Annotated in this window: 12 protein-coding genes; 2 read left to right on the forward strand and 10 right to left on the reverse strand. The window is 68.8% G+C overall.

Features of this window, described 5'->3' with window-relative positions; all coding sequences use genetic code 11:
* Positions 1-5: 5 nt before the first annotated feature.
* The 10 genes from ACFWIW_RS00925 to ACFWIW_RS00970 all read right to left on the reverse strand — a co-directional run bounded on the left by ACFWIW_RS00925 (position 6) and on the right by ACFWIW_RS00970 (position 10,980).
* Positions 6-1,253, reverse strand: a complete 1,248-nt coding sequence (locus ACFWIW_RS00925) for a hypothetical protein (protein WP_378366507.1) — start codon at positions 1,251-1,253, stop codon at positions 6-8.
* Positions 1,247-1,852, reverse strand: coding sequence for an ATP-binding cassette domain-containing protein (locus tag ACFWIW_RS00930; RefSeq protein WP_378366508.1), 606 nt, complete (start codon positions 1,850-1,852; stop codon positions 1,247-1,249). Before ACFWIW_RS00930 ends, ACFWIW_RS00925 begins: the two co-directional genes overlap by 7 nt.
* On the reverse strand, positions 1,849-2,721 hold the full coding sequence (locus ACFWIW_RS00935; RefSeq protein ID WP_378366509.1) for an LLM class F420-dependent oxidoreductase: 873 nt from the start codon (positions 2,719-2,721) through the stop codon (positions 1,849-1,851). Before ACFWIW_RS00935 ends, ACFWIW_RS00930 begins: the two co-directional genes overlap by 4 nt.
* Before the next feature lie 86 nt (positions 2,722-2,807).
* Entirely contained in the window at positions 2,808-4,631 is a 1,824-nt protein-coding gene (locus ACFWIW_RS00940; protein WP_378366510.1) for a phosphoenolpyruvate carboxykinase (GTP), read from the reverse strand.
* A 394-nt stretch (positions 4,632-5,025) separates the two neighbouring features.
* Positions 5,026-5,757, reverse strand: a complete 732-nt coding sequence (locus tag ACFWIW_RS00945; RefSeq protein ID WP_378366511.1) for a hypothetical protein — start codon at positions 5,755-5,757, stop codon at positions 5,026-5,028.
* A gap of 90 nt (positions 5,758-5,847) precedes the next feature.
* On the reverse strand, positions 5,848-7,683 hold the full coding sequence (locus tag ACFWIW_RS00950; RefSeq protein ID WP_378366512.1) for a dynamin family protein: 1,836 nt from the start codon (positions 7,681-7,683) through the stop codon (positions 5,848-5,850).
* Entirely contained in the window at positions 7,680-8,165 is a 486-nt protein-coding gene (grpE, locus tag ACFWIW_RS00955; protein WP_240596469.1) for a nucleotide exchange factor GrpE, read from the reverse strand. The genes ACFWIW_RS00950 and grpE overlap by 4 nt, the downstream gene beginning before the upstream one ends.
* A gap of 38 nt (positions 8,166-8,203) precedes the next feature.
* Positions 8,204-8,860: a TetR/AcrR family transcriptional regulator gene (locus ACFWIW_RS00960; RefSeq protein ID WP_378366513.1), complete on the reverse strand. Its 657-nt coding sequence runs from the start codon at positions 8,858-8,860 to the stop codon at positions 8,204-8,206.
* The gene (locus tag ACFWIW_RS00965) at positions 8,857-9,336 is read right to left on the reverse strand and encodes a hypothetical protein (protein ID WP_378366514.1); all 480 of its coding nucleotides are present in this window, start codon (positions 9,334-9,336) and stop codon (positions 8,857-8,859) included. The genes ACFWIW_RS00960 and ACFWIW_RS00965 overlap by 4 nt, the downstream gene beginning before the upstream one ends.
* 120 nt (positions 9,337-9,456) lie before the next feature.
* Positions 9,457-10,980: a dynamin family protein gene (locus tag ACFWIW_RS00970; protein WP_240601568.1), complete on the reverse strand. Its 1,524-nt coding sequence runs from the start codon at positions 10,978-10,980 to the stop codon at positions 9,457-9,459.
* Between the two features lie 209 nt (positions 10,981-11,189).
* On the opposite strand from ACFWIW_RS00970, the gene ACFWIW_RS00975 reads away from it, so the two are divergent.
* Together ACFWIW_RS00975 and ACFWIW_RS00980 are read left to right on the forward strand one after the other, a co-directional pair.
* Positions 11,190-12,377 carry a sensor histidine kinase gene (locus ACFWIW_RS00975; protein ID WP_378366902.1) on the forward strand — a complete coding sequence of 396 codons (1,188 nt, stop codon included), beginning with the start codon at positions 11,190-11,192 and terminating at the stop codon, positions 12,375-12,377.
* Entirely contained in the window at positions 12,374-13,030 is a 657-nt protein-coding gene (locus ACFWIW_RS00980; RefSeq protein WP_005167029.1) for a response regulator transcription factor, read from the forward strand. Before ACFWIW_RS00975 ends, ACFWIW_RS00980 begins: the two co-directional genes overlap by 4 nt.
* The last annotated feature ends 2 nt before the right edge of the window (positions 13,031-13,032 follow it).

Genomic DNA, 13,032 nt, shown 5'->3' on the forward strand with positions numbered 1-13,032 from the left:
TGACCTCAGGCGATCACGCTGAGCAAGACGGCTCCGACGACGAGCACGTCGACGCCGCGCAAGGCCTGCAGCCCGGCCGCGCCGCCGCTGACGTCGTAGTTCATCGGCGGCCGGGTCGCCGTCCGCATCGCCGCGAAGACCGCGAGGGGGATCGCGAGCCATACCGGCCAGGCCGGGACCACCCCGAGTAGCAGCGTCACCACGCCGAGCAGGATCCCCCAAACGAGACCGAGCAGGGTGATCACCAGGCCGTTGACCAGCCGTAACTCCCAGTCGGACGCGCCGAGCCACCGCCTGCGGCCGGGGTTGCGCCACAGTTCGCCGAGTCCGCCGACGAACGGCACGAGCGCCGCGTACGCGCCGAGCGCGAACAGCGCCGCCGCGGGGAGCGCCGGGAAGGCCAGATGCGCGACGCCGACCAGGCTCGCGATCACCACGCTCGCCGCCGCGTAGCGGGCCCGGCCGAGCACCCCGGCCCACGCGAGCCGCAGCGTCGTCGGACGCCGCAGAGACAGCCACGGCACCGGCTTCGACTCCGGGATCAGCAGCATGGGATCCATGAAGACCGCGGCCATCGCCCGCAGCAGCCGCGCGTTCCAGCCGTCGACGAGTTCCTGGCGCCCGACCCCGGACATCGGCTCGCCACCGAACGCCACCGCGACCGCCACCACGAACAGCGCGCCGGCCAGCACCTCGACCGCGACCGGGCCGAGGCCCGCGGCCGCGAACGCCAGCCCGGCGAGCGCGAGCACGACCGGCGCGAGCGTTTCCCCTCGGATCGCCGTCCGCCGCGCGGAGACGGCGGCCAGGATCGCGCCGGAGGCGGTCAGCGCCGACATCGCGATCCACACGTCCCCCGAGCCGCCGCCGATCGCGGTGACCAGCGCTCCGGTGTAGCCGACCACCAGGACCAGCCCGGCCCAGAGCGTCCACATCCGCTTCACGACGACACGCCGCCTGTCGACGCGGGCGAAGTCCATCCACGTCAGCGCCGCCGGCTCGGCCCAGACGAAGCCTCGGCGCAGCAGTCCGCGCCAGAACATCGCGCACAGCACGACCAGCAGCCCGAAGACGGCCGGAAAATCCACAATGGACTGTCCAAAAAGGAGGTCACGGAGCTTCGGCAGGTTCTGGAACGCGGTGAACAGCGCGCCGAAACCGAACAGTGCCAGGAAGGTCTGGTAGTCGCCGTTGAGCAGCCCACCGAATCGCTGCCGTCCAGGGACGTGCGTCGGTGCTTTCGTCGTCACCACAACTCGAGAGTGGAGTCGGCCGCTTCGAGCAGCGGCGGATGGTGTGTGGCCACGACGACGGCGGCCCCGGCGTCGGTCGAACGCTTGATCAACGACGTCAGCCATTCCTTCCCCGCGACGTCGAGCGCCCGTTCCGGCTCGTCGAGCAGCAGGACGTCGTGCGGCCGCGCCGTCGCGCCGAGGAGCAGCAGCCTGCGGCGTTGCCCGGCCGAGAACTTGCCCGCGGTGACCTTCGCCCGCTCGGCGAGCCCCGCGTCCGCGAGGAGTGCGTCGAAATCGCCGAGTTCGGCGCCGAACGAGCCCTCCAGCAGTTCGAGATGCTGGAGCGGGGTCAGCTCGGCGAAGAAATCGGAGTCGTCGAACAGGACGGAAACCTTGCGACGAAAGGAAACATCGCGTTCGTCGGGTTTCCCGCCCGCGACCATGACGCGGCCACGCTGCGGCGTCTGCGTTCCGTACAGGCACCGCAGCAGGGTCGATTTCCCGACCCCGTTGGGGCCGACGATGACCGCGCATTCGCCCGCCTCGACCTCGAAATCGAGGCCGTCGAACAACCAGTGCTCCCCGGCCTGAACGCCGAGCCCCCGGACGTCGATCATCGGCCGCGCAAGGATTCGATCACCGGCGCGAGCGCGTCCATGTTGTGCTCCAGCACGGTGAAGTAGCTGAACCCGAAGCGCTCGCGATGCGCCAGGATCTGGTCGGCGATCTCCTCGTGGGTGCCGACGAGAGCCGTCGGCAATTCGGCGAGCTGTTCGACGGTGAGCTTGCCGTCGAGCAGTTCCCGCAGGCTCTCCAATCCTTCTCGCCGGTCTTCGACCACGGCGACGAAATGCGAGAGGATATTGAATTCGACCGCGCGGCCGTTCAGTTTCCCGCGGACGAAGTTCACCCGTTCTTCGATTCCGGCCGCGTCGTCGACGGCGAGCGCGCCCCCGTCGGGAACGGCCGCCGTGCCGGTGAAGCCGATGATGTCGGCATGTTCGGCGGCGAGGGAAAGGAGCCGGTCGCCACGGCCGGCGATCATCAGCGGCGGGCCCGGTTTCTGCACCGTCGGCGGTTTGTGGTTTTCGTCGGCATAGAGCCGTTTCAGCTCTTTGATGGTGTTTTCGAGATGGTCCACGCGTTTGCCCGCACGCGGGAACTCCATTCCCGCCGCCTCGAATTCGGCCTTCACGTAACCGGCCCCCAGGCCGAGCTCCAGCCTGCCTTCGGTGAACTGGTCCGTGCCGGTGACGTCGCGGGCCAGCAGCACCGGGTTGTAGAAGGCGGTGTTGATGACGAAAGTGTTGAGCCGCGGGCGATTCGTCACCTCGGCGGCGAGCACGAGGGCCGGGAACGGCGGTGCCATGCCGAGGTGGTCGGCCGCGCCGATCACGTCGAAGCCGAGGTCCTCGGCCTTGCGGCACTTTTCGACCCACGCGGCACGGCTCTCCGGGACGACCATGTTGACGCCGAATTTGACCATGACGCCACGGTACCGAGCGCGAAAGAAGAAGGCCTCATCCCCGGGAATGACTCCGAGGATGAGGCCTTTCTCCTACGTTCGGACGATCAGCCGAGGCGCTGCTTCAGCGCGTCCAGCTCGTCACGCAGCGACGACGGGACCTTGTCGCCGATCTTCTCGAACCACTCCTCGATGAGCGGCAGCTCCTGGCGCCACTCCTCGGCGGAGACGTCCAGCGCGGCCTGGATGTCGGCCAGCGGCTCCTTGAGGCCTTCGGTGTCGAGGTCCTCGGCGTTCGGCACGAAGCCGACCGGGGTCTCGTTCGCGTTGCCCTTGCCCTCGACGCGGTCGATGACCCACTTCAGGATCCGCGAGTTCTCGCCGAAGCCCGGCCAGAGGAAACGGCCGTCGTCGCCACGGCGGAACCAGTTGACGTAGAAGATCTTCGGCAGCTTGTTCGCGTCGGCGTTCTTGCCGAGGTCCAGCCAGTGCTTGAAGTAGTCACCGGCGTGGTAGCCGAGGAACGGCAGCATCGCCATCGGGTCGCGGCGCACGTTGCCGACCGCGCCGGCGGCGGCCGCGGTGGTCTCCGACGACATGGTGGCGCCCATGAACACGCCGTGCTGCCAGTCGCGGGCCTCGTTCACCAGCGGGACCGTGGTCTTGCGGCGGCCGCCGAACAGGATCGCCGAGATCGGCACGCCCTGCGGGTCGTCCCACTCCGGCGCGAGGATCGGGCACTGCGACATCGGGGTGCAGTAGCGCGAGTTCGGGTGCGCGGCCTTCTCTTCCGACTCCGGCGTCCAGTCCTGCTTCTTCCAGGAGGTGGCGTGCGCGGGCTTCTCGCCCATGCCCTCCCACCAGACGTCGCCGTCGTCGGTGAGCGCGACGTTCGTGTAGACCGTGTTGCCCTTTTCGATGGTGCGCATCGCGTTGGGGTTGGTGTGCCAGTCGGTGCCCGGCGCGACGCCGAAGAAACCGAACTCGGGGTTCACCGCGTACAGGCGGCCGTCCTCGCCGAACCGCATCCACGCGATGTCGTCACCGAGGGTCTCGGCGCGCCAGCCGGGAATGGTCGGCTGCAGCATGGCGAGGTTGGTCTTGCCGCAGGCGCTCGGGAACGCCGCCGCGACGTAGTGGACCTTGTCCTCGGGCGAGATCAGCTTGAGGATCAGCATGTGCTCGGCCAGCCAGCCCTCGTCGCGGGCGATGACCGAGCCGATGCGCAGCGAGTAGCACTTCTTGCCGAGCAGCGAGTTGCCGCCGTAGCCGGAGCCGTAGCTCCAGATCTCGCGGCTCTCGGGGAAGTGCGAGATGTACTTGGTGGTGTTGCACGGCCACGAGACGTCCTCCTGGCCCGGCTCCAGCGGCGCGCCGACGGAGTGCAGGGCGGGGACGAACTCGCGCTCGGTGCCGTCCTCGGTGACGAACTTGTCCAGCGCGGCCTTGCCGGCGCGGGTCATCACGCGCATGGAGGCGACGACGTAGGCGAAGTCGGTGATCTCGATGCCGAGCTTGGGGTCTTCGGCGCCGAGGGGGCCCATGCAGAAGGGGATGACGTACATCGTGCGACCGCGCATGCACCCGCGGTACAGCTCGGTCATCGTGGCCTTCATCTCGGCCGGATCCATCCAGTTGTTGGTGGGACCGGCGTCCTCTTCGTTCTCCGAACAGATGAAGGTGCGTTCTTCGACGCGGGCGACGTCATTCGGGTCGGAAGCCGCCCAGTACGAGTTGGGCTTCGCGTCGAGCTGCACGAACGTGCCGGCGGAGACCAGTTCGGCGTTGATCCGGGCGGCCTCTTCGTCGGACCCGTCGACCCACACCACGCGGTCCGGAGTGGTCAGTTCGGCGACCTCCCGGACCCAGGACAGCACGCCACTGTGCGTCGTCGGCGCATTTTCCAGTCCGGGGATGGCGACTGCGGTCATCTCTACTCCTGACTTCCGACGGCAGAAGCCCACACCGGGAACGACGCTGTTCCGATGCGGGCTTCGATGCCGGCGACCGAATGGCTTCGCACACCGGCGGGAAGACCGGCGTGCAGGTTTTGGGATTCCCCGAGAGTAGCCGGATGACCGGCAGGTAACCGAGAGCTGACCTGTCGGTTCTCTCACAAGAACGATAAGGGAATCGATTCAGTATCACCGGAATGGGCCATACACAGAAATTCTTCCGGTGATCGATGGCACAGCCGCCGGGCGAATCGGACATGAGAAAACCCGGCACGAGGACTCGTGCCGGGCCGCTCTGTGACCAGGATTACATTTGTCGCCTATAAAATGGACTAAACCATTCTTGTATTGGTCCAGGCCATTTCAGGTTTTAGTTCGGGCTGATCCACTGACCGGTGGCGGAATCGATCTTCGCCACACCTTCGAGTGTTTCGGTGCCCTCGCCACCCCACGCCGCGTCGCCCGCGGGGTCGGCTGCCGTGTTGCCTTCGGCCGCCGGAGCGCTCGTGAAAGCCGAGTCGATGTCGTTGCTGACCAGGCCGCTGCCGACCTCGGTCCACTGGCCGGGGCCGGTGTGCTCGTAGGTCTTGGAGTTGCCGGAGGCGTCGGTCTCCACCGCGATGTCGGCACTGCCGTCGCCGTCCTTGTCGGTGAAGGCGATCGTGCGGCCGTCCTCGGTGTGGACGATGGCGGTGTCCGGGGTCCCGTCGTTGTTGGTGTCGACGGTCGGCGGGCCGACCTCGACGTCGCCGCTGGGCATGTCGGCGTGCATGGTGCCGCTGGTGCCCGCGTCGGAACCGTCGTCGCCACCGCTGCCACCCGCCTCGACCCAGGAACCGGACGCCTCGTCGTAGACGGCTTCCTGGACGACCTTGCCGTTCTCGTCGAGCACCGCGTACTGGTCGGCCTCGCCGTCGCCGTCGCTGTCGACGAACGCCTGACCGGTGCCGTCCTCGTGCTGGATGACGGCGGCGTCGTTCACGCCGTCCTTGTCGAGGTCGTAGTTGAGCTCGGCCTGGTACTCCTCGCCGTCAACGTGGACGGTGACCGCTTCGGTGGAGCCCGACTCGGTGTCCGTGCCGCCGCTCTCGTCGACCCACATGGGATAACCCCCTCGTTGACCTGCTGGTGTGTCGAAGCTTAAGACTCACCGTAAGCCGGTTCGGTTCCGGTCCACAACAGGACCACCTGGTCAGGCGTCGCGCAGTGACCGGATGCGACCGAGCAGTGCCTCAGCGCGGTCACGCCCGTCCGAGACGTCCTTCAGGCGCTTCGCGACGACCGAGATCTTCTTCGCCCGTTCCTGCGCGCCCATCTTGATCGTCTTGTCGACTTCCTTCAGCTCCGCCTCGATCGCGTCGATGCGGCGGCCGAGGGCTTCGTCGAGCGCCATCGAAAGCTGCTGTTCGGCCTCGATCAGCTGCTCCGCGACGAGCTGGTCCAGCGTGGACCGCGCGTCGGCGATCGCCTCGACCAGCCATTGCTTCATATGCTGCTTGTCCGACGCGTGTTTGCGGGTCCGCGCCATCCACCAGCCGGCACCGAGCCCGATGACGATCGTGGCGGGCAGGATCACCGGGTTCAGGATCGCGACGCCCGCCAGCGGCAGCGCGGCGACCTTCCCGGCGCCGAGACCGCCGGAAACCCCCATGAAGATGAGCAGTTTGTCCTCGGCCGTCGGCGGTTTCTTGTCCGGCGGGCGCAGCACGACCGGCGGGCCGCCGGCCCTGGCGAACTGGCCGCGGATGATGTCGAGCTCTTCGGCCGAGAACAGCTCCGAAAGCGCGACGTTGGTGACCTGGTTGAGCCGCTGGGAGAGCAGCATCGAGATCCGCTGCGACGTCGTCTGCAACGCGATGTCGACCTGCTGGGGCAGCGCGGCGAGCTCGTCGCGTTTCGCGCCGTCGATCCGCTGCCGGAAATGGGTCGACGCGTCGCGCATCTGCCTGCTGGTCTCGTGCCCGACCTCGACCCGGGTCCGCTGGATCTCCGCGCGCAGTTTCAGCTGCCAGCCGCGAGTCGAAGACCGGCGCTCGGTGGTCAGGTCGTCGCGGCGCTGGCGCAGCTGCTCGGCCTCGGCCTCACCGGCGGACAGCGCGCGGCTTTCCGCCTGCAGCTTCGCCTTGAGTTCGCCGAGCGCGCTCGACAACGCGCGCAGGGTGTTGGCCTCGCTCAGCATCGCCGACCGGCCGACCAGCATCTCTTGCAACGCGCCCTGCAGCGCGGCGATACCCGCCTTCTCGCGCAGCATCATGGCCATCTGCTCGTTCGGGGCCTTGGCCGCCGTCTCGAACATACGCGCCGACACCGGGTGGAACACCGCGTCGGCGAACCGGGGCGCGTGCTCGGCGAGCAGCCGCCGGTCGGCTTCGAGCACCTCGCGCCAGCCGCGGAACTGGTCGGTCTTGGTCAGCGCGAACAGCACGGTCTCGACGCGTTCGCCCATGTCGTGCAGGAATTGCAGCTCCTGCGCGGTGAACGGCGAGGAGGAGTCGACGACGAACAGCAGCGCGGTGGCGCCCGCGGCGGCCTCCTTCGCCAGCTCGCCGTGCATCGAGTCGAGCCCGCCGACGCCCGGGGTATCCACAATGGACACTCGTTCGAGCAGCGGGACCGGGCCGGAGACCTCGACGTAACGCGGCGGGATCTGCCCTTCCGGCAGTTCGTGCGCGGCCGAGACCCAGTGGATCAGTTCGTTCAGGTTGATCGGCACCGGCGCCAGCTGGCCCGGATAGCAGGCCTGCGCGGACCACTGCTCGGCGTGTTCGAAGACGAGATACGTCGCCGTGGCGACGTCGGCGTCCACAGGGGACAGTCCCGGCATGGAAAGGAGCGCGTTCACCAGCGAGCTCTTGCCGCGGTTGGTCTCGCCGACCACCACGACCGACGGCTTCTTCGGCCGCGCCTTCCGGATGTCCTCGACCCATTTCGCGGCCTGGGGATCGGCTTCGCGGACGACCGTGAGCAGCTGTTCGCGGGTGCTCTTCACGACCGCGGGCAGATTGGCCGCCGCGCTCGGAGCGGTCACTGTGCCTTCTTCGCGTAGACGATGACGATCGGCGCGCGCAGCACCCGGTCGTGATCGGCGAACCCGACGACCTCGGTCTCCGCGACGAGCCCTTCGAGCGCCGGATCCTCGGTCGCGACCGCGCCGCCCGCCTCGTGCACGGCGGGGTCGAACCGCTCGCCGTCCGGACGCAGGGCACGGACACCGATCGCGGCGAGACCGTGTTCGAGCCGCTCGACGACGCCACCGCTGCGGGCGCGATCGAGGGCGTACAGGCACATCTGGATCAGTGCCTGCCTGTCGGCGAGAGCCTGTTCGAGGTCGGCCGGACCCGTGGTCGTGGACTCCACATCGGTCTTCGACGCGGCTTCGACCTCCGCGGTTCCCTCGGATCGCGAAGTCTCACCATCCGCCTCGGCGATGATCGCCGCCGAGATCTGGCCGGTCGGCACATCGTCCGGATTTTCCTCGTCGACCGCCTTCTTGCGCAGCCAGGCACCCACCGATTCGACCCCCGTAACTGATGTCCCGGGCCTACCGATCAGCCCGGGGAGATTTCACCAGTGTCGGCCACCCGCCCGGCGTCCGGGGGCGGAATCGCCGGAACGGGACGAAGGAATCTGGCGACCAGCTCCTTCATCACCGCGAGTTCCGCCGCCGGATCGAGGTCCGGCTCCAGAATCACGCGGGAAAGCGGCGCGTCGACCATCGCGACGAGCCAGCTGGCCACCGTCTTCGGGTCGAAACCGGGATCGATCCGGCCCGCGTCCACCGCCCGTGTCACCAGGCCGACGAGACCGTCTCGCAGCGCGCGGTCGTTGCGCTGGATGAGCCGGGCCAGATCGGCGTCGCGGGAGCACTGCGCGGCGACCTCGAGGACGAGCTTCGCGATGACGGGATGCAGAAGCTGTTCCGACACGTGGGTGATGACCTGGAGGATGGCTTCCCCCGGATCCTCGATCTCCGCCGCGGCCGCGAGCAGGGCCGCGGTCTCGTCGGCGTCCTGCTCGAAGATGCCGGCGAACACCGCGCGTTTGTTCGGGAAGTAGTGGAACAGGCTGCCGGTGCTGATCCCCGCCGCGCGGCAGATCTCCGCCGTCGTGGTCTTCTCGAAGCCCTTCATCGCGAAACAACCGGCGGCGGCGTCGAGGATGGCGCGGCGTTTGGCCTCGTGTTTTGCGGGGTCGACCGTCCTCATTTCACCGCCGGCGGCTCGTCGTGCCACGGGTAGCCGTACTCGAGGAAGGCCTTGGCGACGGCTTTCCGGTCGACGTCGCCCTTCTGCCGCGCCAGCTCCCGGCCGTCGGCGGCGAGCAGGACTAGCTCCTTGCCGTCGAAGAAGACGGCCTCCAGCTCGGCTTCGTACGCGCGGCTGCGGCCCTTGGTGGTGAGCGTGATGCGGGCCGACGTCACCTTGACGATCAGCCGCTCGTGCGCCCAGACCGCGGCGAACAGCAGGCCGAGGACCAGGCCGACGCCGATTCCGACGACCGTGCCCCACGGCTGGGGGATGTCCGAGACGAGCTGGAACGGGCCCTTGAACGGAACCCAGCTCAGGGATGCCACCCAGCCCGAGATCGACTGGAGGAACCAGCCGAGCGCGGCGCCCGCCAGCGGGCAGCCGATCCAAGAGGCCGTGCGCAGCCACTGGGGCTCGTCGACGATCGTTTCCATGCGCTCATTATTAGACCGAGCGCTCGGTTTATCAATCCGCGCATTTAGTCGACTACTTGCCCCGACCGCGGTCAGGCGCCGGAAAGCCTCCAGGCAAGTAGTCGACTAAATGCGCGGAGGTCACTCGCGGATCTGCTGCCAGATGAGGAAGTAGGCCCGGTGCACGACGTGCGCGACGCGGCTCTGAGCGGGGGTGGCGCCGAAGGACGCGAAGGAGCGCCACCAGCCGGCGCGTTCCAGCGCGTGGGCGGCGAGGTCCGCGCGGGGAGCGCCCGGCTTGCCGAGCTGGGCGCCGATGTCGGCGTTGCTGCCGACCCGCAGGACCTCCTCTGACAGGTCCTCGGGCATGTCGACCGCGCCGGACGCGACCAGCGTGAGCGCTTCGAGCAGCCGCAGCTGATGCGCCTCGGGTTTGGCGAGCAGGACCTCGATCGCGTCGTGGACGCGCTGCCGTTCGGCCGGGTCGCCGGACGCGTGGGCCAGCGCGGTGACCGAAGCCAGCGCGGCTGCGGCCTTGATGCCGTCGGCGCGGGCGGCGAAGACGATGCTCAGCCGCTGACGGACGGCTTCGAGCCCGGAGGCGTCGAGCAGCTTCCGCCGCAACGAACCCGCGGTGATCTCGGGCTCCTTGCGGATCGCCTCGACGGCGTACCGGACGCCGAACAGGTCCAGTTTCTCCAGCAGCCGCAGCCGGGTGCCCGCCGCGACGTCGCATTCCCAGCTGGTGAAGATATCCGCCGAGATCAGCATGGTCTCGAGGATGTCGTCGTCCATCTCGGCCAGCTGGCGCAGCGCCTCGGCGTCGGGGGAGGTGAACCCGCCGGACTCGGCCGACTCCGCGATCAGCCCGATCACCGGCAACACGTCCGCGACACGGGGCTTCAGCGTCGCGGCCTGCTTCTCCGAAAGCAGCGTCGCGGCCTTCCACACGTCGCCGCCCGAGCCTTCGACCGACTCCGGCGCGATGGTGTCCGCCTTGTTGAGCACCGCGATCGCGTTGACCGGCCCCGCCTCGCGGCTCGCGGTCGCGGCCGTGAACGCGGCCAGCGCCTGCTGGTCGTCGGCGCGCACGCCCTGCGTGACCACGTAGAGCACGGCCTCGGCGCCCGCGACGGCGTTGCGGGAGGTGTCGTCCAGCTCGTCGGAGCCTTCTTCCTCTTCTTCGTCATCGTCGGGCTTGCGGTGCTTCGCCGCGCCCAGCAGCTCCTCGGTCCGCGACACCGAAGCGGCGTCGAGCGAGCCGAGGCCCGGGGTGTCGATGACGGTCATGCCCTGCAGCACCGCGTTGGTGAGGTACGCCTCGATATGCGAGACCTGGTCGATGTCGATGCCAAGCTCGGCCGGGATCATCCCGTCGGCGGAGAAGGGCAGCACCTGTTTGCGGCCGTCGTTGAAGACGATCTCGACGCGGTCGACCGTGCCGTACTGGAACCGGGTCACCAGCCGGGTGCACTCGCCGACGTCCGTCGGCGCGACCCGGCGCCCGATCAGGGCGTTGACCAGGGTGGACTTCCCCGATTTGATCCGGCCCGCGACGGCGACCTGCAGCGGACCGCCCAGCCTGCGCAGCACTTCGGCGAACCCCGCGGCGGTCCGCGCGGACACCTGAGGCTGGAGGCGATGACAGAGATTCGCCACCGACATCGACAGCGGGCCGGCCAGACGGCCCTGCTCCGTCGCTGAGGTCACGGCGCCCACCCCTCCCAGTCGTCGAGCACGCCGAGGAGAATCGTGCCATGCCGCTCATCCTCGGGTCGCACCGAAGGTGGTACCGGCGACCGACGCGCGAACGGCACCGGCCGACATAGTGTTACCAGGTGCGACGGTTGAGCCTCTGGATGCGTGCCCACCCCATGGCCGGGGACAGTGTCATCGCCGTCGCCCTGCTGCTGACGGATCTGCTGTTCTTCGTGGCGGCGGCCGAGACACCCGAAGTCCCGATGCCGCCCTGGTACGTGGTCCTGCCGCTGGACGTCGCGATGGTCGCCCCGCTGGTCTTCCGGCGGAAGGCGACGCTGTGGTCGGCGTATCTCCTGCTGCTGATCGGCATCCCGCACAGCGCGCTGGAGCTGGGCGCGGCCAGCGCGTTCGCGATGATGATCAGCATCTACTCGGTGCTGGTGTACGTCGGGCGCAAACAGGGGCTGCTGTACCTGCTGGCGACCGTCGTCGTCTCGGGGCTGCAGCTGTGGATCGACACGCCGGAAGACGTGTGGATCCTGGCGATCATCGCCCTTTTCTCCACCGCGCTGTGCTGGACGCTCGGTGAGTTCGCCGGCGCGAGGCGCGCCTATCACGAGGAGGTGGAAGCCAGGTTGCATCTGCTTGAGACGGAACGGGACCAGGCGACCAGGATCGCCGTCGGCGAGGAGCGCGGACGGATCGCCCGTGAGCTGCACGACGTCGTCGCACACGCGGTGAGCGTGATGGTCGTGCAGGCCGACGGCGCGTCCTACGCGGTCGACGGAAACCCTGAGATGGCGAAACGGGCCCTGCAGACGATTTCGGAAACAGGCCGCGGCGCGCTCGCCGAACTGCGGCGGTTGCTGGACGTGCTTCGCAGCGACGGTGACGACGAGCCGCGCGTGCCGCAGCCGGACGCCAGCGCGCTGACCGACCTCGCGGACCGGATCCGCCAGGCGGGGGTGCCGGTGACGCTGGCGATCGGGCCGGACGCGCTGGCCGGGCTGCCCGCCGGTGTCTCCCTCGGCGTGTACCGGATCGTGCAGGAATCGCTGACGAACACGCTGAAACACGCCGGTCAGGGCGCACAGGCCGAGGTGGTGGTGCGCCGCGAGGCCGAAGTGATCGACGTCAAGGTCACCGACGACGGCGCCGGCCGGGCGAAACAGCTGGTGCCCGCGGCGACGAAGGTGGCGGCGCATACGGCACCGCCACGGAAGCTCACCGTCCCCGGTGGGAACGGATTGATCGGAATGAGGGAACGGGCGAACGTCTTCGGCGGCACGCTGGAGGTCGGGCCCGCTCCCGGTGGAGGGTGGCAGGTGCACGCGAGGCTCCCGGTTAGGTTGGCGACGTGATACGGGTGGTGGTCGTCGACGACCAGGAATTGATGCGCGTCGGGTTCCGGATGGTCCTGGGCGCGCAGGCCGACATCGATGTCGTCGGCGAGGCCGGTGACGGCGCGCAGGCCATCCGGCTGGCCGAGGAACTGCGGCCCGACGTCGTGCTGATGGACGTCCGGATGCCGGTGCTGGACGGGGTCGAGGCGACGAAGCGGATCGTCGAGGCCGGGACCGCCCGCGTGCTCGTGATGACGACGTTCGACCTGGACGAGTACGTCTATTCGGCGTTGCAGGGCGGGGCCAGCGGATTCCTGCTGAAGGACACCCAGCCGGATCACCTGGTCTCGGCGTTGCGGGCGGTCGCTTCGGGCGACGCCGTGGTCTCGCCGTCGGTGACCCGGCGGCTGCTCGACCGGTTCGTCGGCGGCGGCGGGAAGCCGATGCGCGACGCGGCCGAGCTGGACGTGCTCACCGAACGGGAGCGGGAGGTGCTCGTGCTGATCGCGAAGGGCCTCTCGAACCTGGAGATCGCCGAGACGCTGTTCCTGTCCGAGGCGACGGTGAAGACGCACGTCGGGCGGATCCTGTCGAAGCTGGATCTGCGTGACCGGGTGCAGGCCGTGGTGCTCGCCTACGAGACCGGGCTGGCGCGTCCCGGGGTCACCTGACC

Source organism: Amycolatopsis sp. NPDC058340 (assembly GCF_042723975.1).
Taxonomy (GTDB): Bacteria; Actinomycetota; Actinomycetes; order Mycobacteriales; family Pseudonocardiaceae; genus Amycolatopsis.